The organism is Roseofilum halophilum BLCC-M91 (assembly GCF_030068445.1).
Lineage (GTDB): Bacteria > Cyanobacteriota > Cyanobacteriia > Cyanobacteriales > Desertifilaceae > Roseofilum > Roseofilum halophilum.
Genome location: NZ_JAQPOK010000136.1, coordinates 1 through 22796 on the forward strand (window position 1 = coordinate 1; position 22796 = coordinate 22796).

Annotated in this window: 16 protein-coding genes; 4 read left to right on the forward strand and 12 right to left on the reverse strand. The window is 44.0% G+C overall.

Features of this window, described 5'->3' with window-relative positions; all coding sequences use genetic code 11:
• Positions 1 to 648: 648 nt before the first annotated feature.
• Positions 649 to 2877 carry a Calx-beta domain-containing protein gene (locus PJF56_RS17565; RefSeq protein WP_283763999.1) on the reverse strand — a complete coding sequence of 743 codons (2229 nt, stop codon included), beginning with the start codon at positions 2875 to 2877 and terminating at the stop codon, positions 649 to 651.
• A gap of 269 nt (positions 2878 to 3146) precedes the next feature.
• On the opposite strand from PJF56_RS17565, the gene PJF56_RS17570 reads away from it, so the two are divergent.
• The gene (locus tag PJF56_RS17570) at positions 3147 to 4064 is read left to right on the forward strand and encodes a cell division protein FtsX (RefSeq protein WP_283764000.1); all 918 of its coding nucleotides are present in this window, start codon (positions 3147 to 3149) and stop codon (positions 4062 to 4064) included.
• A gap of 690 nt (positions 4065 to 4754) precedes the next feature.
• Here the strand turns inward: PJF56_RS17570 and PJF56_RS17575 are convergent.
• Positions 4755 to 5939: an NAD(P)H-quinone oxidoreductase subunit H gene (locus PJF56_RS17575; RefSeq protein ID WP_283764001.1), complete on the reverse strand. Its 1185-nt coding sequence runs from the start codon at positions 5937 to 5939 to the stop codon at positions 4755 to 4757.
• 52 nt (positions 5940 to 5991) lie between these two features.
• Here PJF56_RS17575 and PJF56_RS17580 point away from each other — a divergent pair, with 52 nt between their 5' ends.
• Positions 5992 to 6534 (forward strand): hypothetical protein, encoded by a 543-nt coding sequence (locus PJF56_RS17580; protein WP_283764002.1) that lies wholly within the window; start codon positions 5992 to 5994, stop codon positions 6532 to 6534.
• A gap of 130 nt (positions 6535 to 6664) precedes the next feature.
• Complete coding sequence (locus PJF56_RS17585; RefSeq protein ID WP_283764003.1) at positions 6665 to 9895, forward strand: PAS domain S-box protein; 3231 nt, start codon at positions 6665 to 6667, stop codon at positions 9893 to 9895.
• Between the two features lie 192 nt (positions 9896 to 10087).
• Here PJF56_RS17585 and cas6 read toward each other — a convergent pair whose 3' ends face one another.
• The 9 genes from cas6 to crn3 form a co-directional block, all read right to left on the reverse strand.
• Entirely contained in the window at positions 10088 to 10855 is a 768-nt protein-coding gene (cas6, locus tag PJF56_RS17590) for a CRISPR system precrRNA processing endoribonuclease RAMP protein Cas6 (RefSeq protein WP_283764004.1), read from the reverse strand.
• A gap of 2 nt (positions 10856 to 10857) precedes the next feature.
• Complete coding sequence (gene csm5 / locus PJF56_RS17595) at positions 10858 to 12135, reverse strand: type III-A CRISPR-associated RAMP protein Csm5 (RefSeq protein ID WP_283764005.1); 1278 nt, start codon at positions 12133 to 12135, stop codon at positions 10858 to 10860.
• A 1-nt stretch (position 12136) separates the two neighbouring features.
• Complete coding sequence (csm4, locus tag PJF56_RS17600) at positions 12137 to 13234, reverse strand: type III-A CRISPR-associated RAMP protein Csm4 (RefSeq protein ID WP_283764006.1); 1098 nt, start codon at positions 13232 to 13234, stop codon at positions 12137 to 12139.
• Positions 13227 to 14198 (reverse strand): type III-A CRISPR-associated RAMP protein Csm3, encoded by a 972-nt coding sequence (gene csm3, locus PJF56_RS17605; protein ID WP_283764007.1) that lies wholly within the window; start codon positions 14196 to 14198, stop codon positions 13227 to 13229. The genes csm4 and csm3 overlap by 8 nt, the downstream gene beginning before the upstream one ends.
• A 2-nt stretch (positions 14199 to 14200) precedes the next feature.
• Complete coding sequence (gene csm2 / locus PJF56_RS17610) at positions 14201 to 14686, reverse strand: type III-A CRISPR-associated protein Csm2 (protein WP_283764008.1); 486 nt, start codon at positions 14684 to 14686, stop codon at positions 14201 to 14203.
• Between the two features lie 63 nt (positions 14687 to 14749).
• Complete coding sequence (gene cas10, locus PJF56_RS17615; protein WP_283764009.1) at positions 14750 to 17035, reverse strand: type III-A CRISPR-associated protein Cas10/Csm1; 2286 nt, start codon at positions 17033 to 17035, stop codon at positions 14750 to 14752.
• A 28-nt stretch (positions 17036 to 17063) separates the two neighbouring features.
• Positions 17064 to 18311, reverse strand: a complete 1248-nt coding sequence (gene csx2, locus PJF56_RS17620) for a TIGR02221 family CRISPR-associated protein (RefSeq protein WP_283764010.1) — start codon at positions 18309 to 18311, stop codon at positions 17064 to 17066.
• A 24-nt stretch (positions 18312 to 18335) separates the two neighbouring features.
• Positions 18336 to 19250 carry a CRISPR-associated protein Csx3 gene (locus PJF56_RS17625; protein ID WP_283764011.1) on the reverse strand — a complete coding sequence of 305 codons (915 nt, stop codon included), beginning with the start codon at positions 19248 to 19250 and terminating at the stop codon, positions 18336 to 18338.
• Positions 19251 to 19269: 19 nt separating this feature from the next.
• Positions 19270 to 19599, reverse strand: coding sequence for a CRISPR-associated ring nuclease Crn3/Csx3 (gene crn3, locus PJF56_RS17630; protein WP_283764012.1), 330 nt, complete (start codon positions 19597 to 19599; stop codon positions 19270 to 19272).
• 77 nt (positions 19600 to 19676) lie between these two features.
• On the opposite strand from crn3, the gene PJF56_RS17635 reads away from it, so the two are divergent.
• Complete coding sequence (locus tag PJF56_RS17635) at positions 19677 to 20984, forward strand: TIGR03985 family CRISPR-associated protein (protein WP_283764013.1); 1308 nt, start codon at positions 19677 to 19679, stop codon at positions 20982 to 20984.
• A 54-nt stretch (positions 20985 to 21038) separates the two neighbouring features.
• Here the strand turns inward: PJF56_RS17635 and PJF56_RS17640 are convergent, their stop codons facing one another.
• The gene (locus tag PJF56_RS17640) at positions 21039 to 22772 is read right to left on the reverse strand and encodes a CHAT domain-containing protein (RefSeq protein WP_283764014.1); all 1734 of its coding nucleotides are present in this window, start codon (positions 22770 to 22772) and stop codon (positions 21039 to 21041) included.
• Between the last annotated feature and the right edge of the window lie 24 nt (positions 22773 to 22796).

Sequence of the window (22796 nt, forward strand, 5' to 3'; positions counted from 1 at the left end):
GGTAATGGGTAATGGGTAATTGGTAATGGGAAAACCATTTTTCACGCTATAATCCCCATTTTTCAGGCTTTTCATGGGACAACACTCTCAAGGAACATTTCGATTACTGTACCTCATAACATCGAAAAACGCTGTATCAAATCCGGTTTCCGCAAGCAGACATGAAAATGGGTTAAACTTGCGGGCAAGATGCCCGCACCCTCTCAATCGATTGAGATTACTGGAGTGGGAGCATCTTGCTCCCTACATTTCTAATTAGGGTATGTCCGCGAAGCCGAAACCACCCCCACCCATCAACCCACCAGATTGATGATCTCAACATCCGATTGGGCGGATTCATAAACCAAATCCTCTTTAACCGTAGGTTGGGTTGAACGAAGTGAAACCCAACGTCAACCCAAATATTTGTTGGGTTTCGTTCCTCAACCCAACCTACAATACTGGTAGGGGCGGGATACACCCAAATCTAGAAGACCCCCAAATCAATCCTCTATTCATGTCCGCAAAGCGGAAACCACCCCCACCCATCAACCCACCGGAAATGATGGTGTCGATATTGGGTTGGGCCGATTGATAAAGCAAAGCCTTACAAGGTGGGCAGGGTTGTAGAAGTTACATTATGGGTTATTATCCTGCCTACCCTACTCGCTAGATAGTTACTGTCCCATTAACATCACCAGCAACCAGGGCAGTAGTTCTCGCTAAGTCACTAAAGTTACCAGTTGCAGTAAGCGCACTACCACTCAAGTTAGTAATGGCAAAGCTTCCTGCATTGGCTACTAAAGCGTTATTAGTAGCCGTGACATTAGCCAAGCTACCTGTACCAGCTCGAATCGCTAAACCATTGAAGCTAGTGCTGACATTGTTGCCTGTAACATTTATGGCTGTACCAAAAGCTCCATCCCGTAAACGAATACCCCCATTATTAACATTACTAGTAGTATTCGCATTGGTAATTGTGTTATCAGAAATAGTTACATTTTGAGTGGTAAACCCTCCTATATTATTAGCAAGCTGGATCGCATCTTCCGTCGTATTGTTAATGGTATTCCCGGAAATTGTCCCTCCAACAATGCCACTCACATTGACACCACGGTTAGTTGCGCCTGTTATATCTCTAATTTCATTATTTTGAATGTTTAGAGTAGTAACCCCTAGCAAGAAAATACCATTGGCATCAGCCCCACCTGCTGTTGTACCCGTCACATTCTGAATCAAGTTATTAGAAATGGTCAGATTAGAGGTATTCAGACCATTATTACCCGCAACTCCGTTAAAGATGCCTTGTTCGTTGGTCACATTCTGAATGATGTTGTTGGTAATTAAACTATTCGTACCTGCACCTGTCGTTTGAATCCCAATTTGCCCATCAGGAGGATCAATCAGAAAACCATCAACAGTGACTTGGCCATCATTGGGGTTTAAAGAGCCATCATCCCACTGAATACGAGTTATATTTGCTTCAGCATTGCGGGTTCCATTGCCAGCAACCCCTGCATTCGGCCCTCTTAAATTAATAGTCCTGTTGATATTGACAATATCATCGTAATTTCCTGCACGAACTTCAACAATTCCGGGAGTAGTATTGTCACCACCAGCCGCTTGAATGGCAGGGTTAATTTTGTCAAAGGCATTGAGACCAACTACAGCTTGAGCCCCTTCAACCGTGTCACCAGCAGCAGTATAGGCATCATCAACAAAAACGGTTTCGTTGTCGTAGATAGTGGCTTGAGCGGAATTCGCCGCCGGGTCAACAACATAAAATCCACTTGCGTCTAAAGCGACATCAACTGTTCTTGCACCATCAAAGAGAACATTATCAATGGGAGTCACGGTAATCACTGCTTGGGTTGCACCCGCAGGAATGGTTACACTACCACTAAGGGTTTGATAAGAAGTACCGTCATTTGGCGTGCCGCTAACGGTATAGTTCACGGTTAATGCTGCCTCCGTACTTCCGCCTGCACGAGTGACAGTGAATGTAGCTGTATTGGCTGCATCAGGTTCAAAGGCTATGCCATCATTTAACTCCAGGGTTACCGTAGAAGGGACGGGGGGGGGCGTGGGTGTAGGAGTTGGTGTAGGTGTAGGGGTTGGGGTTGGCGTGGGGCTTGGGCCTCCAGTGATAGGATTGACTAAATCTGTGGTAAAGTCATCTGTGGTAATCTGAGCTGGATTAATCCCTGGAAGAATGGCGAGGAAGTTGCCGGTTACTAGGTCTTGGATAACCGTACTACCCGCAAATTGACCAGTACCGGGTTGAATGGAGAGGTTGGTAAATTGGAGACCTTCTTGAATACCGATGAGGTCTACCCCGTCTTGAAAGTCTGTAATGATGTCTGCATCGGTAAGCGCAGGGCCGCCTGATGTGGGGGGGCTGCCAGCAATGTTCTTGCGCGATAGGACAAAAACATCTTTCCCGGCTCCACCGACTAGGGTATCGGGGCCGAGGTCGCCAAATAGGGTATCGTTTCCTAGGTCTCCGGAAAGGAAGTCTGCGCCTTGTCCTCCATAGAGGGTGTCTTCATTTTGTCCTCCATAGATAGTATCATTGCCCATGCCTCCGAGGAGTTGATCGTTGCCTTGGTTGCCGAGTAAGGAATCATTACCTAGGTCTCCGGATACATAGTCGTTCCCTAGATCTCCGAGGAGGGTGTCGTCGTCTTGTCCGCCAAAGAGGGTATCATCGTCCATTCCTCCTCTGAGGCTGTCGTTACCGGTGTTACCGGAGAGGAAATCGTTGCCTTGGTTGCCGGATAGGAAGTCGCCTGATTCTCTGCCTTCGAGAAAATCAGCACCTTCTAAGCCGAATATGTTGTCGGAACCGGGGGTTCCCCCTAAGATATCGTTACCAGGAGTTCCAAAGATTGTTGACATTTGTTCACTACCTCACCGTTAGGACTTGTTTATTTTAGATGACAACTCCCAGAAAACCTAGGGGAGCGCTGTGACCTGATTCCTAATTGTATGCTTGCTTCTCCCCCATCAACACAAATTTTTTGTGGGTTTCCGGAAAACTGCTGATTTTGGGTCGTTGGGGGACGATCGCTCTTAGGTCAAATCGGGATGGTTGCTGTTTCTGGGTCACAAGATAGCAGGTTTATGATAATTTTCAAAGCGATCGCGATTTAATGGGGATTTTTCTGATGGTGGTTAAGTTGGGCTATCTGTGGAGTGAGGTACAGTTGGGGTTGCGCCGTGGGGGATGGATGAATTGGGCGGCGATTAGTACGGTGACGGTGTTGTTATTTTTGTTTGGGTTAAGCTGGCAGGTGGCTTGGCAGTTAGAGGGTTTGGCGAATCAGTTCGGCAGTCAGTTAGAGGTCTCGGTATATTTGGATGCAGATTTTCGGGGGAAGCCTTTGGTGGCAAAGGTGGCGGAGCTGCCAGGGGTGGTGCAGGTGGAGGATATTGCCAAGGAAGAGGCTTGGATGGCGTTGTTGACGGAGTTGGGGTTAAACTCTCCAGATGCGGCGACGGAAATTTTACCGAGGAATCCTTTGGTGGATGAGTTGAGGGTAAAGGCTGAGTCTCCAGAGGCGCTCCGGGGTTTGGTTCCCCAGTTAGAGCAGTTATCTGGGGTGGATGAGGTGATTTACGGAGAAGCGGCGTTAGAAATGCTCTCAACAATTAACCGAGGATTGCGAGTGTTGAGCTTGGGGATTACGATGGTATTAATGGTGAGTGCGATCGCCGTCATGACGACTACGATTGAGTTAATTGTGGTCTCCCGTCGCCGAGAAATCGAGATTATGCACCTAGTGGGAGCCTCGCGCTGGTGGATTCGCCTACCGTTTATGGTACAAGGGGTGATTCTCGGCAGTGTGGGAGGGGCGATCGCCTGGAGCATCGTTCAAGGGTTTGAGCAGGTATCCCTGAAGCTGTTCACTCAAGAGTTATCCCTAATTCCCATGCTCTCCCACCTTCAGGACTCCTATTGGACTATCTATACGGATACCAAAACCCTATTTATCCTGCTGCTAGTGTTTGGCGCATTGGTTGGCGGTTTAGGGGGATGGTTAGGGTTGCGTCGAGTCTCAGCGCTTTCTGCTTCGCGGACATGAATGTGGTGGTAATGGGTAATCGGTAATGGGGTAATGGGTAATGGGGTAATGGGGTAATGGGGTAATGGGGTATAACTAGCGGGCAAGATGCCCGCACTCCCGTTTGATATGACTGGAGTGGGAGCGTCTCGCTCCCTAGCTCCTTAATTAGGTGATTTCTCCCGTTTGATATGACTGGAGTGGGAGCGTCTCGCTCCCTAGCTCCTTAATTAGGTGATTTCTCCCGTTTGATTATGACTGGAGTGGGAGCGTCTCGCTCCCTAGCTCCTTAATTAGGTGATTTCTCCCGTTTGATTATGACTGGAGTGGGAGCGTCTCGCTCCCTAGGGCCTTAATTAGGGGGTTTCTCCCGTTTGATATGACTGGAGTGGGAGCGTCTCGCTCCCTAGCTCCTTAATTAGGGGGTTTCTCCCGTTTGATATGACTGGAGTGGGAGCGTCTCGCTCCCTAGCTCCTTAATTAGGGTGTTTCTCCCGTTTGATATGACTGGAGTGGGAGCGTCTCGCTCCCTAGCTCCTTAATTAGGGGATTTCTCCCGTTTGATATGACTGGAGTGGGAGCGTCTCGCTCCCTAGCTCCTTAATTAGGTGATTTCCGCTTCGCGGACATGAATCCACTTCACGGACATGAATCCGCTTCGCGGACAGGTTCATGTCGGACGCAGTCCGAAACAAGCGGATTGGAGATCACTTAGCGATCGACCGATCCCATAATGATATCGATGCTACCGAGAATCGCCATAATATCGGCCACTTTCATGCCGCGCAACAAATGGGGCAGAATTTGCAGATTATTAAAATCAGCAGCGCGAATCTTAAAGCGCCAAGGAAAAATATCATCAGATCCCTGAATAAACACGCCCAATTCTCCTTTCCCAGACTCTAGGCGAACATAATGTTCTCCAGAGGGGATTTTGAAGGTTGGCGCTAATTTTTTACCCAAAAATTGATAATCAAAGCCACTCCACTCAGATTTTGGCCCCCCAGCCATGCGTTTGGCCTCTAGGTTCTCGTAGGGGCCACCGGGGAGTCCTTTCAAGGCTTGGCGAATAATCTTAACCGATTCTCGCATTTCCCGAATCCGCACCAGATAACGAGCAAAGCAGTCCCCAGCCGTTTCCCATTGGACTTCCCAATCGAAGTCATCGTAGCATTCATAGTGGTCTACTTTGCGTAAGTCCCACTTCACGCCCGAACCGCGTAACATGGGGCCAGAGAGTCCCCAGTTAATGGCTTCTTCGCGGGAAATTGTACCAATGCCTTCAATCCGACGGCGGAAAATGGGGTTATTGGTAATCAACTTTTCGTATTCATCGACTTTGGGGTCAAAGTAGTCGCAGAAGTCGATGCATTTATCGACCCAACCATAGGGGAGGTCGGCGGCTACGCCACCCATGCGAAAATAGTTGTTGTTAATCAGCCGTTGTCCGGTGGCGGCTTCCCAGAGGTCATAAATGAGTTCTCGTTCGCGAAAGATGTAGAAAAAGGGCGTTTGAGCGCCCACATCAGCGAGGAAGGGGCCGAGCCACAGGAGATGGTTGGCAATGCGGTTGAGTTCGAGCATAATCACCCGAATATAGCTGGCTCGTTTGGGGACTTCGATGCCAGCTAGTTGTTCGGGAGCGTTAACGGTAATCGCTTCATTAAACATCCCTGCTGCATAGTCCCAACGGCTAACATAGGGAACAAACATGATGTTGGTGCGGCTTTCGGCGATTTTTTCCATACCCCGATGGAGATAACCGATGACTGGTTCGCAGTCAACCACGTCTTCTCCGTCGAGGGTGACGATTAACCGCAAAACTCCGTGCATGGAGGGATGATGCGGCCCCATGTTAATAACCATTGGGTCGGTTTTGGTCTCAATTCTGGTCATAGGCCTTGGTGTTAGAGGTATGGTTTGGTTACGTCTTTTTAATTCTATATGTATGGTGAAGTCACGAAAGAAGAAGATTACGGTTTATTTGACGACCGAGAATGAACAGTTGCTGGATGAGTATCGCCAAAGTCAGGGCAAAATCCAGTATAGTCGGGCGGTTAATGAGATTCTGGGGGAGTATTTTGAGCAGCAGGATGGGGAGGGGGTGGAGGAGCGCTTGGGTGAGGTGGAGGAGCGTTTGTTTGAGGTGGAGGAGGAGTTGACCCACCGGAGACGTTCTCCAGATTACCGTCAGGAGATTGAGCAGTTGCGATCGCAAATCAGCGAATTGACCCAGCGATGCGATCGCCTCATGGCCATCAATCATGAGCAAAAACAGGCCATCTTGCAAGCGCAACATCGGGAGCGTCAGTTTTGCCAACAGTTATCCCAAACCCTAGAAACGGTTCAAACCCAGGGGACACCGCCTTCTGATCCCCAAAATACGACTGAACCGGAGGATGAAGCGTTTGATATTTTAGATGCGGAACTGGTGGATAACTCGGCAGAGGATCTATTATTCAAATTATCCCAAGAGTTGGGCTTAATTTGAACCCACGAGAGTACAGGGCATTTGTAGCGTATTTGGCTCTCACCTTGATTTATGAGTATAATTTAAGCATTAATTCAATTGAATCACTCATGGATTGATTTAGGGTTAACTGCAATTGCTTTGATCTATTATGTCATCAAAATTTAATCAAGATCGAGAACGAATAGCTTCTCTTGAGTCTGAAAATAAAGACCTACAAGCTGCTCTCGCTCAAGTGACTCAATGTTGGCAAGACACCTTTGAGGAACTGGAAACGATTAAAGCAGATTTAGAGCGTCTACACAGATATCATTCTGAAGCTGAAAGGTTTTTACATTTAGCTATTCACCACATTCCTGAGCCGATTTTCTGGAAAGATCGTGACTCTGTATTTTTAGGTTGTAACCAATATTTTGCTGAACTCGCGGGTTTAAGAAGTTCTTCAGAGATTATTGGTAAAACTGATTATGATTTACCTTGGAAACCGGAACAAACGGAGAAATATCGGGCTGACGATCGCCGGGTCATGGAATCCGATACGCCGGAATTACAAATGATTGAATCGATTCAACAACAAGATGGCAGCTATTATTGGATCGAAACGAATAAAATCCCTTTGCACGATCGAGAGGGGAAGGTTATTGGTATTTTAGGAACGTTTATTAATGTTACCGATCGAGTCATTGCCGAGCAAAGACTCCAAAAGCTCAATCAAGATCTCGAACAAGAAGTTACCGACCGCACTCAAAAATTACAGGCGGCACAAGCCCGACTCCAACGGTTAGCGGATAATTTGCCTGGATTAATTTTTCAATTTCGGATGGAAACGGATGGCACGCCTTCCTTTCCCTATGTTTCTGAAGGTAGTCGAGATTTGTATGGACTCGATCCAGAGCAGTTTATTGAATCGTTTGATTGGGTTTATCCTACAGATTTACCTTACCTACAACAAGCGATCGAAGAATCGAGAGAATCGCTAAAAGGATTTCAGCATGAACATCGGATTATTACGCCCCAGGGTGAGGTAAAATGGGTGCAAGTCATTTCCCGGCCGGAACAACAGGCCGATGGGGCAGTGGTCTGGGATGGGATGATTATTGACATTAGCGATCGCAAGCAAACTGAGGAGCGCTTACGTCAACAGGAAGCCCAATACCGACAAATTTTTGAAACCGTTACCGATGGTTTAGGTGTTATCGATTTAGAGACTGGGAAGCTAGTAACCATGAATCGTGCCTATCACCAAATGCATGGTTATGATTACGAAGAATTTACGCAATTACTTGTGACTGACTTTATTCACCCAGAGACGCTACATTTATTTCATGAATGTGTCTCAGAGGTTAAAGCCGGACGCTCATTTACTTGTGAGGGGAAGGATATCGATCGCCATGGTAATACGATCGATATAGAGGTTAAAGCCGTTCCTTATCCTTACCAAGACAAACTATATGGTTTAGCTATCGTTCGAGATATTAGCGATCGCAAGCGTCAAGAACGCGCTCTACAGTCCATTGTTGAAGGTACTGCCTCGCAGACGGGAGAAGCCTTTTTCCAATCTTGTGTTAAATATATTACTCTAGCTCTAGAGGTTCCCTATGCATTTATTGTGGAAGTGACTTCCCAAGATGGAGAACTGTTCGCCAATGTCCTAGCGGGTTGGGAAGGCTCAGACTGGGGGCAAACCTTTCAGTATAATCTCAGAGGGACTCCCTGTTTAAGTGTCGTTCAAAATAAGGCGATGTGTTGCTATACCCAGGATCTCCAGTCCCAATTTCCTGGCGATCGCTACTTGGTCGATATTCGGGCAGAAAGTTATGTGGGGATGCCGATCTTAAATCCCCAAGAAGAATTACTAGGCTTTATTGCCGTTTTAGATACTCAACCCATGGAAATAGATCTAGACTGGCAGTCTTCGATTCTAGAAATTTTTGCCGCACGAGCGGGAGCCGAAATAGAAAGAATGAAAGCAGAAAAACGGATTGAAAAACAAGCCCAACACTCAGAATTACTTAATCAAATTGCTAATCAAATTCGGACATCTCTGGATCTCGATCGAATTATTCACACGGCTGTATGTGAAATTCAACAGTTTCTAGAAGTCGATCGCACTCATTTTGCCTGGTATGTGGAAGAAGCCGATCGAGCCTATTGGGATATCGTTTCTGAAGTCACCATTGAAGGTCTACCCAGTTTTGTGGGTAAACATTCTGTGGATACTTTTGGCCCCCTATCGGAGCTATTGTTATCTCGAAAAATTTTTAAACTCGATGATATCTCTACGGTTGAAGATCGGGAAGCCCAAGAGGTATTAATGGCTTTAGGCAATCGCTCTATGCTAGTTCTGCCTATTGCCACCGAATTGGAGCATTTTGGGATTATTGCCTGTATCCAGACTCAACGGGTGCGTCCTTGGCAAGATCATGAGGTCGAATTTCTGCAAGCTGTGGTGGCTCAAGTAGCGATCGCCCTTCAACAAGCTGATTTACTCTGGCAAAGTCAAAGCCGCGCCCAAGAACTCGAAAGGCTTTTAGAGCAACTAAAATGGACGCAAACCCAGTTAATTCAAAGTGAAAAAATGTCCGGTTTAGGGCAAATGGTGGCGGGGGTAGCCCACGAAATTAATAATCCGGTTAATTTTATTCATGGCAATATTGCCCATGCCCAAACCTATAGCCGAGATTTAATAGATTTGGTGAAGCTCTATCAAAATTACCACCCCCAACCCCATCCAGAAATTCAAAGGGAAATAGAAGAAATTGATTTAGAGTTTATTCAGGAAGATTGTGAGAAAATTTTCCATTCGATGCAAGTGGGAACCAATCGCATTCGGGAAATTGTCCAATCTTTACGCACATTTTCTCGTCTGGATGAGTCAGAACTGAAAGCGGTCGATTTGCATGAAGGCATTGATAGCACCTTGAGTATTTTAAATCCTCGTCTGCGGGCAATGAGTTGGCGGGCAGACATTGAAGTGATTAAAGATTATGGTCAACTGCCTTTAGTGGAATGTTATGCCAGACAAATTAATCAGGTCTTTATGAATATTTTAGCTAATGCGATCGACGCTTTAGAGGACACAGAGTATAGTCTGCAATCAGAGGATCGTCCTAGCAGTAAAATTTGGATTGAAACAAGGAGAGTGGGCGAAAATGTGGTAATTCGGATTACAGATAATGGATTAGGGATGAGTGAGGAAACGCAAAGACGATTATTTGACCCGTTTTATACGACTAAACCGGTAGGTAAAGGAACAGGCTTAGGGTTATCGGTGAGCTATCAAATTGTTACAGAAAAACATCGGGGTTCTCTCTCTTGTATTTCTGCTCCGGGAAAAACAACATTTAGGATTGAAATCCCGATTGTGCATCAGCGACCATAAGCCCGATGGTACTCCATACTCCCAGGCTTTCATGGTTGCTGGCTTGGAGGAGTACCCATCACGGTTTGCAAATTACGTCCGATCCTAACTTAATTAGGGTCTTCTTAGGCTAGGGAGTTGGTAGATCGGGTTTCTGGATGGGGGTTGATGTTCAGCCATCATCTTACTCGATCCTTCTGTAGAGATCTGCTCCTAATTAGCCTGTACCCAATCTATACAACCCATTCCTAGTCGAGTTTTCATCCCTGTGCCTGAAAATTGAGCATACTCTAGCAATAAGTGTGCCACATTTGCCAAGAGCGGATCGGTTCGTGCTAATACTTGTAATGTTACCTTACCTACAAATCCATTCACATAACCTTGGTTTAATGGATAGCGTTGGCTATGAATTTTGTGACGCTTGAGAGCGATCGCGCTATCAAAATAACCCACCAACTCCTGACCCCCCAGATACACAGGTGCAAACTCATTCCACCGCTCTAGCCAACTGCGAAACATGAGGGTAGGAACAGGAAGGGGTAATTGAATTCCCTGTTGCGAGAATGCTGTTGGCGTGAGAAACTCTAGCTGAAATTCGCGGACGGGTTCGGGTTCAGCCGCTACCCGTGCATGATACAGCGCTTCATAGCTAGAGATCCGATTATTGCGATCGATCGCATTAAAAGTTGTCCCCAAAAATTCGAGAGAAGGGGAGAGATCAAGGGAGGCGATCGCTTTAGATCTATTCTCTTCTAATCCCGTTAAATAAAGTTGATAAAATTCTCCCGGCTGAAACGTAATAAAATTCTGCGATGTTGTGCATTTTCCTAACAATCCCGTGCAAGTTGTTGTCGGTATTTTTTCTTGACCCATTTCTAGATTTATCCGTTTGTGCAAGATTTTGACTAATTCCAGTCCGTAGTTCCGAGGTAAAGTCATCGGTCGATCAACGGTTAATGTCCAATTGGAGCGAATCAGCATAATTAAAGCACCTTAAATTTGACCCATCCAGGTACATATTTAATCTCTCCCTTAGCATCGATCACAGTCCGCCGAGATTTTGGCGCTTCAAAACCTGGCGCTTTGTTTCCACAAACATCTCTAATCTCAGCTCTTAAATCATCATCAAGAAGAGTATTAACCGTTGTTCCAGCCATTCCACTCGCCCAGCCCACCCGTAAAGTGTATGGACATTCTTCAGGTTTGTAAAAATCTTTAATTTCACTAAAATCTAAATCTCTACCATCAGCATTATTGTTTTTAATTTCAACCCAATAGTCATGCTCAAAATCCCACTGTTCTTGAGCAAAATTTTCACATATTTCGATCAAGTCTTCTACGGATCTAAATGGAATCTGCATATTTTGCTTATGAGAAAACCGTGACAACAATTCGCGATCGAGCATAATTGAAAATTGGGTACGGAGATTATGCACTAGCTCGGTGTATATCGGAGATCGATATTTAGCTTTATAATCTGGAAAATGACTGGATACCATGACTTCGGCAACAACCCGTCTATTTAGGATAATTTTTTTTCCTCGTTTCTCAACTTTTCTTTCTAACAAAGGTTGCGAATCAGAGACATGAACCGCTCGCATAAAGTCCGTATTGGGCCCAGTGCTATTGTTATTCCAACTGTCCTTCAATGAGAAATTACAAAAGAGCTGATTCATGAAAGCTTCATCATCATAGAATTTAGCTTTCCGCTTTAATTCACCGGTAGTGAATGATTGACGCAGCTTTTTCTCGATCTCACTCACCCGAACCTCACTGGGGACATGGTAGCGATCGGGGTCTCGGAGCAGATGATAGGCGATCGCCGTTCTAATTGCTCCCTTAATCGATGAACCAGGAATATACAACTCCCCAAAACCATTCCGAATCATAGGACGTAAACTTGTAATTTTTTTACCTGTCCATTTGCGACTCTGTAGTTTTTTAGGAAAAATCAATTCTCCATCATCCGTTTTTAAGGTTTTCCAGTCCTCTCCAAATGCATTCCTGAGCAAAGAAATAATTTCTTGATGGTGTTCAATCCGATAAATATAATCATTCAGAAAACTCCCCCCTTTAGCCTTGAATGCTCTTGCTAAAGCCTCTTGATTGGGCTGATAAATAGACTCTCCTGTATCAACATACTCAAAAGGGTTTAATTGCGAAACCGCAGAACCAATATGCAACATCCGGCTCGTCAGTTGAATGTTCTTGGTTTCATAGACATCTGGCTTACTGATGGAATTTTCTACAGAAACTGTCATATTATTTCCCCCGTCTAATCGGTAAACTAAGAGCAAGGCCACTGCGATAAACAGAATGACCACCCCGGAACCGATCCGGTGTTACATCTGCTAAAGCACCTTGGGGCTGAAAAGAAAATACTGAACCTTCCTCAAACATTCGTATTTTCTGACGGCGTTTTTGGATACCAGAGGGAGAAGAAGAAACCCAACCCCCACGCTCAATCACGTTATAGCTAACTGATTCTTCAGCCTCAACAATTTTTTGAATTTCTGTCGATGTTTGAGGATGATTCCAAAACAGACTGATCAAGCTATGAGAGAGGGTTTTACCTGAAAAATTAATCACCCTTTGCCAACATTCCGGTAAATCTAACCACTCATAAGTAAATCGTCCAGCACCACTCGATCGCTCTCCACCGAGTCCCTCTTCTCCCAGTAAATTTAATACAGTCTTCAGTCGATATTCTAGTTCAACATTAGTTTGAGGAAACTGGAGTAAAAAATACAGTCCAGACTGATACTGAGCATTATTTTCAAAATGAACAACACCCGTCTGATAAAAATTCGTGGCGCTGCTCATCCGATCAATGGCTACTTTTGGCAATTTCTGGGTTTGATGAGTTTTTCCATAACTAAAAACACAACTTTTTTCTAGTCTTCCTTTAGATTTGACTGTTTTCTGAGCAGTATTTTCCAACTCCTCTGCATCTTTTTGAGGATCAAATCCTTGACCCTGATACCATCGTTGCCAAAGGGTCAAGGGTAAGTAATTGAGCTTTTTGTAAGCTTTAGTGAATTTCAAATCATCGTCAGGATATCCTTGGGGAAAGACCATCGGTTTTGGCAAGTAGTAGGTATGGTTGTTCGGATTTGACTCTGTTGTTGATCGGCGATAGATAAAAGTTGAACTATGACGAAAAGGAGGGATAGGTTTTTGAAAGTCCTGTAGTAATGACTCAATTTCTTCTGGATATAGCCGAGCATAAATGCTGATCATGGCACTAAAAAGAGTATCCGATCGCACTCTTTCACTGGTTTCCTCTAAACCAATACCAATTTCACCAAAATGGGCTGCACTATCATTAAAATTAAGTTTGATCAAGCGCCATTCAACCATTGTTTTTATTTCCTGGCAATAAAGTCTGAACTTCTCCAATTTTTTGGAGAAAATCTGCTGTATTTTCTGCTGATTGATCTAGATCTGACAACGATACTTTTGTACCACTAGCCAAACTGCGATACTGCTCAACATCACGATAGTAAAATTGAAATTTTTTGAAACTAACTTTGCCATATCCTCGTGAACTATGCCCCCCAAGAGCATCATCTTCAAGAATAGCGAGGGCGATCGCCAGATTCTTTAAATCTTCTACAGCTTGTACTGCATCTTCAACGGTGTAGACCATTTCAAAGTGAAATTCCGATCCGGCTGGGACTCGCTCCACTTGACGGGGATTGGCCGCAGCAGTAATACGATCCAATCCATTTTCAAACTTCCACTCAGTCATATAAAGACCAGTATCAATTTTCTTAAGTTTGTCGGCTGAATTAGGACGAAGATGACTATCTCGAACAATCAGACGTGCTGGACAATTCCGCCCCTCTGTGCTGGTATATTCCTCGTCATTAATTATTTTTTTGCCCTTGTCTTTCATGTTTTGGGATTGAACTATAGATGTCTTAATCAAAGTTTGATTTCCCCGACCAGACGGCCCACCAGTAGAACCAAAAATTCGGCTTACTGGACAAGTCCTCGCTCCTTGAAACCCAATTAATTGTCCATCAATTTCTGAAAATCCATCTTCTAAATCATCACTCTCATAACGATAGGTTCCACTCCCTCCTGGCCGGTTAAGAGGTTTGTTTAGAAAACGCTCTAAAATTGAGCGCAGTTTACCTTTAATGGAAGAACCAGGAAGATAAGGTTCTTGGGTAAGGGGGTCACGAATTACTGCTTTATCCAAACCACCAATCTCTAAAGTCTCACCCCCTCCACCAATATGAAGTCCTGTTTCAACAACTAATATACTAGTCAAACGAAATTTACCTAATAAAGGTTTTTGTGTGGTTGCTGCTGGCATAATTATTTACCTCCTGCTGCTTTGTGATAAGCAATTATTGATTCAATTAACTGAACAAAGCGCTCAAAATCATCTGTATTGTTTACTTTGTCAATAGCGGCTGCCATGACCTTACTGAGGGGTTTAACTGCTGGTTGTCGGGCAGCAGCATAAGCCAGCTTCGGTTTGAGTAAAACAATCTCTGGCTCTATCTTGGCAAAAGAGATGCTTTCTTGAGTGCTATCTCCATGAAATTGCGTCAATTTAGATTTGATTTGATTGATGGCATCCAAAAATTTACGAATTTGATTAGTTTCCAGCCGATTTTTTTTGAGTTCAGGGCCAAATTTTTCGGCATGATTCACTAAAACCCGAATAGGATAATCTTTCAATCCAGTCGATAATTTCTGAATTGTATCGATAATCTCTTTAGTAATATCATGCTGCGGGCTATGTCCATGTTGATTTGGACGATCTCTTGAATTAAGAGGTTTTGGAGGTTGTGTCATCATTCCTTGCCTTAAGTTAAGTGGGTTGACCGTTGTAACATACATTCAAAAGTGAGTACCCGGTTAGGATTCACGGTTTAATAGCTCTAGCCAAGTGGCGATCGCTCGAAAATAAGGCGAATTTCTTGGACTCATGAGCGACTGCCGAATGGGTTTAAATTCTGGATTCTCCTGAACCTGTTTGGGTAATCGAGATAATGCATAGGCAAGCTTAGGTAAATGGAGAAAATAGGAAATATCTCGTTTTTTCTCTTCTTCTGCTTCTTTAATCTTTTGTTCACGTAACTGAGCGACAATCAAAAGATTGCGAATAAAACTCTGTGAATATTCGATAGAAGGTTGATTCAGACGACGAACAAAAGGTAAGACACCTTGGAGGGGAACATTTTCTACCTTGTCTAGATAATCTCGATCTTCATGACTGAGCATAAGTTGTTCACTATTTCCTAACCAAGCATCCCATTTAAAGACTTGCCCAAATAGTCCTAAACTATCCCGTCCATTACTCTTTGCTTTTTGTTCTGCATCCCCAGAATCATCAGCCGATTGATAGAGAGGATATTTAATTGGGGCTAAACTTATTCCCGCCGATAATGTGATATCTGGATTATACCCAGTATAGCATCTAAATGCTTGATAAACATCAAAAGAAAATTCTACCACTTCATGCCATGCTCCTACCACAAACAAATCATCACCTCCAGCATAGATAAATAATAAATGAGGCCGTTCACTATTATGCAAACATTGAATATTTTTAGGAAGGTTATCTGAACGACTCTTCGCCAAACCGTTCAGATAAGTTTTGAAAAAATAGCTCATCTGTCTTGAAAGTCCGGCGACTCGTGGCAGTGAGTAATTATTGGTTTGTTCTAAACCTTTAGCAAAGATTTGACCTAAATTATCTACATCCATGCGTAAATAACCGACTCTGGAAATACAGCCAGCTTTCTGGGAAATTTCTGCAAACTCACCAGCCCTCATATATCCCTCTTCACCTTGCTGAAAATAATTACCCAATAGCCAAGGTAAAGTCTTTCCTTCAAACCGAGAAAATGAATAATCATTGATAGACCAGTTGTTAATTAATAAAACCAGTTCGGGTTGATCAATGATCGGCTTTCTACCCTCAAATAAATGATAATAAATATAATCCTCTGGTCGATCGCCAATCTGAAAATTTATTGTATGAAGAGGTTGCGAATCTTGCAGTTTAGGATGATGCGATCGCACCAATGAGTTAATCTTAAATAATACTCCCCCCAAATTAAACATTGCTCGACAAGTTGGACAAGCCAATGATGAATCAGCTTCATTAGGGTTCAGTAACTTCAAGTCTTCAGTATCATCTCGATGGCATACTTTACAAGGAGTATAGCTTTCTTGGATTTCAAGAAGTTGATCGAGCTGGTGGTTAAACTTCCTCTGTTTTTGAGCATTGATTTTTTTGATCGCTTGATTCCAAGATTGCTTAAAATCAGAACCCGATACCCATTCACATTGAAGGTTTTCATAATCTAAAGCTAGAAAAACCTTACCCTGAAATTCTTTCAATAACCAACGATTCAAGCGTTCTTGCAGGTTATTTATTTTCTCTTTATTCTCTTGAAATGGAGTGAGGATATACAAATTACCACCTCCCGCATAGATTACACTGGTTCTAGGTAAATCCAAAGTATCAAGAAGTTGTTGTACGATTTCTTCTGTAACCAACTCTAGATAAAAACTGCGAGCGCGGAGTGACTTAAGTGCCCCATCAGTAGAAATTGTGTAAATAAAACTTTGAATTCCTGATAAATCCCCAGCCACTAAGCTAAAGTATTCTGCCGATGGATTTTGGGCTAAAGCTGCTGCAACTGCCCCTGTTATTCGAGCAATATCAACAAAGGCAACATTTTCCGAGTCATAGTTTAAACAGAATCCATATTTTTCCAGAATTAAGGAGAGTAAAGAAAGGTTTTGCCAGTTTGAACTCTGAGTATCTTTAAGATGAGGATCGAGTTTTTCCCGAACTCTCTTTTTATAGGCTGTTGGATCAGGTGGATATCCATCTTGAAGTGGATAAGGAACCATGGGATCGCTGTCAGGTATTTCCTGCATTTGGCACCAATGTTTAACCCTATTTTGATTCCTGTCATGACGAAGCTTGACCTCATCAAAGAGTAATTGTAATGCTCCAATTTTAGAAGATTGAGCATCAAAACTTAAAAGCTTTTTGGCTCTTTCTGTACAATCTGAATCTGAAATATATTCAGTAAAGTTTATGGGGCTTTCTGCCCATCTGAGCAGTGTAGCTACTGCCTCCTGTGCAATTCTTAGTGCGGCTTTTTCTGAGTTTGATGTTTGCATAATTTTACTTGCAAATAGATTAGAGTGATTATAATTTTTCTGTCTTGAAAATTTGCTTTGTTTCCTTTAGATAACTATCTAAATCTTGAATTGCCTTTGAATAAGATGATCGCTTTTTATCAAATGAAGCGTGGGCGATAGCATTCCGAATTGGATTAATCTTAACGTATATTTTCGATAAAGAGAAATCCCGATGAGTTTTGGTTAATATCTTTTTCATGTCTTCACGATCATCTTTGTTTTTAAAATCTTTACTGTTAATTTCGCAAACATAAGTAATGATTGCTTCAGCCAAAGTAATATAGGCCGTAGCATAGCGCTTGTTTTTACAGTACCAACTCGCTAATTTTAATTGAAAGTTACTCTCTGGATTCACCATTTTAGATTGAGGGGAAAGTTGTTCAATAAAATCTCCCAGGATATTCTTTAAATACTTGAATGGACTAGATTGATCGGATTGAATACTTTTTTTGAGAGTAGTAGCTTGCTGTTGGATTGTTGGTACATAATTGATATTAATCGCATCAGATAGCTTACGAATACCTTCCGCCAACTGATCGTTTCCTTGCTGTTCCAGGAGTGTGGAAATCAGATATCCATTACCAAAGTTTTTCAAACTATAAGCCCCTTTAATCCACTGAGTTAAATCAAATAATGATTTGAGATTGACTATAGGAGCATACTCGAATTCTCGACAAACATCTAGCATCCCATAATAAATACCTGCGATTTTAATATTACGATCTGCCTTCAAGTCGTTAACAAATATCAAAACTAAAAATAGAAACAGAGATAGAGAACGAAATGAGTGAGTGATATCGATATAAATTTCATCTCCATCTTCAAGATAATCGACAATCTGGATGATTTTATCTAAATTTTCTTGCAGCTCTGAGTCTTGAATTCCATATTTTATCAAAATGCATTTGGATTGTTCTCCTAAAACCGCCTCCAGTTTGCTCAAATCAATAGAGTCAAGAGGACTCTGATAATTTAAGTTATCTATTGTATCACTCAATTTCACATAATAATCTTCATCTACTGTCAATCCCTTCTCTAGACAAAATGATTCGTAAGCTTCTTCCCACATGGATTTGACTGTGCCCAAGAAAATCATTCCGTCTAGTTGTAAATGTTCATAGAGAACTGAAGCAATAAAGCTTCTTTCGTAGGACTGGCCATCAATTTTGTAAACTGCTGTTCGATACTGACGCTTAGATGTATTGTTAGGATTTAAAGATCCTGTTCCTAAAGAAGAAATGAGAATTTTAGCCATAATTTGTACTCCTTAAATTTTCGGTTACTTCACAATTCTAGAAATAGCCTGTAATAGAACATCTGGAACACTGGGCATAGTATCCCGATGCCACTTTCCAGCGATGAGTTCTAGATAGGGTTGGGTATGCAATACTTCGACTTTCTCCTCTAAAACACTGTGAATGACGGCGACTGGGGTTAAACCGTGACAGAGCTTGTGCCAAATGGGGATTTGATCCGGTTGACTGCTGATGATGATGTAGTGGGTACATTGCTCAATGATGGGTAGCTTTACTGGATCGGGTTTGCCTCCTACATCCACAAGGGCTAAATTAACTACGTTGCGAATATGGTGAGTATTCTTAGCTTGATCCTCAAAATACTGTATTAAAAGTTTTTCTGCATCAGGATGTTTACAAATTGGAACTTTATTTTTTTGCTTCAAACGCTGGGATAGCTCTCTGTCTGGGGTTTCGTAGGTGTGATTGCCTTCACCGTCCCAGTTGGCTCGATGTAAGTAACTGCTCACATAAGGTAAGGTTTGGGACAAGTGTACCCGAAGTGTATTAGATAGGACACTTTTGCCGCTATTGGGGGGGCCGACAATTAGGAGTGCGGGGGACAAATTGTTACTAAACTCAAGGGGAATGGTATCTCCTATGGTGATGTCAGAAGAGTGACTGATGACGACGATCGCCGCTTGTTCTTGAATGTTAAAAAAGGCTACCCAAGGAAAGGAGGAAAATTTTTCTCCTAAATAGGTATATAACCAGACAGGAGCGCGACCAAATAGAAGTAAGGGTTGATGGGGGTCTAAATCTGGAGGAAATTGGAGGTTGAGTAAGGCTTGAGTGGAGATGAGTTCTGAGGGTTTGAGCAGGTTGATGGCTAAGGTTTGAATTAAGCTATTAACGGGTGCTTTTGCCTTGAGAAAAATGCGCTGTAATTCGACTTCCATGATGATAAAATAAGGCTGATTAGGAGAAGGTGGGTAAGTCTAAAGGTAATACTTGACTGACGTTAATGGTTGGGGAATGGGTGGCGACGACAACACCGCCTAAACGGGTGTCGTAGCAAGCAACCCAGGCTGCCGGATGGCATTCATGAACGAGATAGCCATAGAGCCAAATGGGAGCTTTGCCTTCAAGAATTACGCCTTGGGAATAGTCGAGTTTTGGCAGTTTTAACCCCTTGAGATCTTGGGGGACAATGACACCGTTTTCGGAGAGAATTTCGATGTGAAGATGTTGATAGTTAAGTCCCGATCGCGTTTGATGGGGAATGACGGTTAGTTCTACTGAACTCATAACTGGCTCCTCAAGGTTGATTTACGGGTATTATAGTCCTAGCTGGAAATAGATGCTTCCAATACTCCGGTAACCTTATGGATATTGACTTCAGTTCCCTTCCCACCGTGATCTTGCTCAAATATTTAGCCAGGGCTGCTTTGCGGCAAAAATCAGCATTCCTACAGGCGATTCGTCTCTGGGTTATCTTGCGGGTTTTATATGAAGAGTCTTCTATCGAAGATCCCTTTACCTTTCCCGAATGGCGAGAGTTTTGGTTTACTGCTTCTCACCCGAAAAGCGATCGCCTCCCAGACAACCACGATCGCACCTGTCCTTGTAGTAAAACGACCCAAGACTGGCTATTACAAGCCTTGAGTCCATCGGAAATCACCCCATGGTGCGAGCAATTCGTCCAACAGGAACAATGCTCTTTAAGCCAGATCCAAGACTATTTACAACAGCGTCCCTTTCAGGTCACCCGCCGATCCTTGCAAAGTGATTTTTATCGCCTCCGGGATCTGGGGTGGCTCACTTGTCGCGATCGCCACTACTCCCGCGTTAGCCAACCTCCCCTCGGCTATCCCATCAGCAAAAGCGCTTCCCCCCTTTGCACCCTACCCTTACTCAATCCCGATTTAGAACTCACCGTGCAAACCCTCTTACAACCCTTGGGAGGTCATCCACGATTTTTCCTCTATCTCGATTATGTCGTCCATCAGAGTCAACAAGACCGCGTAGAAGACTGGCAAAATTTACTCAAAGAAGCCTGGACACAAACCCCCATCCCTCCCCTAGAACTGAGCTATAACAGCGCCAAATTGGGAAAAATTTGCACGGTCATCATTTACCCAGTCAGTATCTACTATGTGCGTCGCGCTCTCTACCTGTGCGGTTTTGGAGCAACCCCCCAGGGGACTGGAGAATGGTACAATTATCGCCTAGAACGGATAGAAAAGATGACCGTGCGATCTTGGGAAGATGCAGATATTCCGACTCTATTGGGCGATCGCCATCAGCAGCAAACCTTACCCACACCAGAATATATTGAAACCGAACTCGATCGCGTTTGGGGCTTTGACTTCTGGGAGCCTCAGCAACTCCTTTTATACCGATTTGACCGCCCCTTTCATGACCGCTACATTCAAGGAACCCATCGCCATGCCACCTTTAAACCCATCCCTTATGAAACTGTGCGATCCCATCTTCAAAAATACCATTACTTATCCATCCTCAACCACAAATCCCCCCAAGATGCCTATTATCAAGCCGACTATCGAGACAACGATATCAACGTCATTCAAAGACTCAGAGCCTGGCGACCCTTTGGCGAAGTCCTCTGGCCTTTACCCTTGCGAGAGCGCATGAGAGCAGAAGTCAATCAAGAACAACTTGTCTATAAGTGAACTACTCACACTGACTAGGGCGGTACAGTGTAGGTAGAGCTGTATCGCAAAAAATCAGGTAGAGTGTGGGTACTTCACCATCGATTCCTCAATTACAAACTCCAACATTTGCCCTTGGGAACTGCCAAACTTAATTTTTTCCCCTGATTTTAAGGGAATTTCTTGCTGGTGAATTTTTTGCCAATTGCCCGATCGCAGCACCAAAGTTCCAAAGCGGGAAAAATCCCGTAACCAATAAGTCGGTTTTCCCTCCAACGGTTCTCGGCGAATAATTTCCGCGTGCCGTTGAGACACCCATCGTTCGCTAATGACAATATCATTTTCTTCACGCCGTCCCACGCGCATCAGTCCCCCATGAATTTGCCAAACCTGTGTCGTTTCTTCTACCGAACGCAAGGAGGCAATGGTGCGGGTTTGTTGATGCAAATTGACGGCTGTATCTGGGAGTTCCGTAATTCCTTCCGGGGCAGGGACTAATAACTGGCCATTAAAATTGGGATGCATATATAACACCGGCAATGTCCAAGCCGGTTGATTATATTTATAGAGCGTAATTAACCGTTGGCGAGCGATCGCCGTTGCTTCATCGATAGGTAAACGCTTGGCCAACGCTTCAGCAAAGGCTTCAATAAAACTCAACGCTTCCCGATCGGCGATCGCCTCTCGCATCCCCAAAACCGCCGGAATTCCGTGATGGAGTAGCACTTCCGCAAAACTACTACGAGGCAAGGAACGATAGGATTGGGCATCCGTAGGGCGATCGGCCTGGGTATCCCCCTTCGCACTCCAACAGGTATTCAACACCGCTAAAGTCACCTGTCCGCGCACCAAAACATTAGCAAATTCCGTACCACTGAGCGTCGTTTCTGGCTGTAAATACAACCGTCCTCCATCCGGAGACGGCACACCGTGACCCCCATAAAACACAATATTATAAGTCTTCATCTCCAACGCCGCCATTAACTCAGCAGCAGTCGGTTGAATCAACCGATCCACATGGCAAGGAACCGATGCAGCCATTAAACTGGGCAGAGTTTGATCCGGATGGCTACAATTGACCAAAATTTTAGCTAACGTCTCCGCTTCCGCCTCCAATTGCAGATCGCCAGCCGTACCATCCAACCCTTGAGAACCCATAGCCCCCGCCTCCACCGTTGCCCCAAAAACCAATAAAATATTCAGTTCCTGATCCGTCCGTTGGGGGGGAAGGGGATCAACATCACTAGTCGTCCGGCTAAACAACAGAGTCGGAGAGACCGAAATCGCCTGTTTTCCTGCTTGAGATTGCATAATTTCCCAAGGTAAAGGAATTAAATCCGGGTCTCGGATATCCAAACGAACTCGTAAAGGTTGATTTTTTCCGAGGGCAATACCTTGACTGTGGGATAAACAACTTTGAATCGGGCCATCAAACACCCATTGCCACAAACCCATCCCCAATTGCTGCATCAAGCGACTACTATAAGACCCTTTTTCCTCTGGAGAAAAGGGCAACGTCTCCATTTCCGGTAGCTTAGACTCCACAGCAGGAATAGACAGAGAATAGGGAGGTTGGGAGGGAATTTGAAATAAATCTTGCCATCCTTCCCAAGTAAGGCTCAGAGTGTAGGGCCAAACTCGGTCATGATGAACATATCCGCCCGGATAGGAAGCCCGAATCACCCAAATAGCAAAATGAGCGGAGTGGTTTCCATCAGGAGTATGATACTGACCACTGACCTCTGGAGGTGGACAACCGACCAAGCGGGCAATGGCAATACTGAGACAAGGACAGTCAATTGAAGACATTTAAAAGCCTTGATATCACTGGTT

Excerpts from the sequence above, each read along its gene's own strand:
- csx2 (WP_283764010.1), bottom strand. The coding sequence starts at position 18,311 with ATGGCTAAAATTCTCATTTCTTCTTTAGGAACAGGATCTTTAAATCCT.
- cas10 (WP_283764009.1), bottom strand. The coding sequence starts at position 17,035 with ATGCAAACATCAAACTCAGAAAAAGCCGCACTAAGAATTGCACAGGAG.
- csm4 (WP_283764006.1), bottom strand. The coding sequence starts at position 13,234 with ATGGTTGAATGGCGCTTGATCAAACTTAATTTTAATGATAGTGCAGCC.
- crn3 (WP_283764012.1), bottom strand. The coding sequence starts at position 19,599 with ATGAGTTCAGTAGAACTAACCGTCATTCCCCATCAAACGCGATCGGGA.
- PJF56_RS17570 (WP_283764000.1), top strand. The coding sequence starts at position 3,147 with ATGGTGGTTAAGTTGGGCTATCTGTGGAGTGAGGTACAGTTGGGGTTG.
- csm2 (WP_283764008.1), bottom strand. The coding sequence starts at position 14,686 with ATGACACAACCTCCAAAACCTCTTAATTCAAGAGATCGTCCAAATCAA.
- PJF56_RS17635 (WP_283764013.1), top strand. The coding sequence starts at position 19,677 with ATGGATATTGACTTCAGTTCCCTTCCCACCGTGATCTTGCTCAAATAT.
- PJF56_RS17575 (WP_283764001.1), bottom strand. The coding sequence starts at position 5,939 with ATGACCAGAATTGAGACCAAAACCGACCCAATGGTTATTAACATGGGG.
- cas6 (WP_283764004.1), bottom strand. The coding sequence starts at position 10,855 with ATGCTGATTCGCTCCAATTGGACATTAACCGTTGATCGACCGATGACT.
- PJF56_RS17625 (WP_283764011.1), bottom strand. The coding sequence starts at position 19,250 with ATGGAAGTCGAATTACAGCGCATTTTTCTCAAGGCAAAAGCACCCGTT.
- PJF56_RS17640 (WP_283764014.1), bottom strand. The coding sequence starts at position 22,772 with ATGTCTTCAATTGACTGTCCTTGTCTCAGTATTGCCATTGCCCGCTTG.
- PJF56_RS17585 (WP_283764003.1), top strand. The coding sequence starts at position 6,665 with ATGTCATCAAAATTTAATCAAGATCGAGAACGAATAGCTTCTCTTGAG.
- PJF56_RS17580 (WP_283764002.1), top strand. The coding sequence starts at position 5,992 with ATGGTGAAGTCACGAAAGAAGAAGATTACGGTTTATTTGACGACCGAG.
- PJF56_RS17565 (WP_283763999.1), bottom strand. The coding sequence starts at position 2,877 with ATGTCAACAATCTTTGGAACTCCTGGTAACGATATCTTAGGGGGAACC.
- csm5 (WP_283764005.1), bottom strand. The coding sequence starts at position 12,135 with ATGACAGTTTCTGTAGAAAATTCCATCAGTAAGCCAGATGTCTATGAA.
- csm3 (WP_283764007.1), bottom strand. The coding sequence starts at position 14,198 with ATGCCAGCAGCAACCACACAAAAACCTTTATTAGGTAAATTTCGTTTG.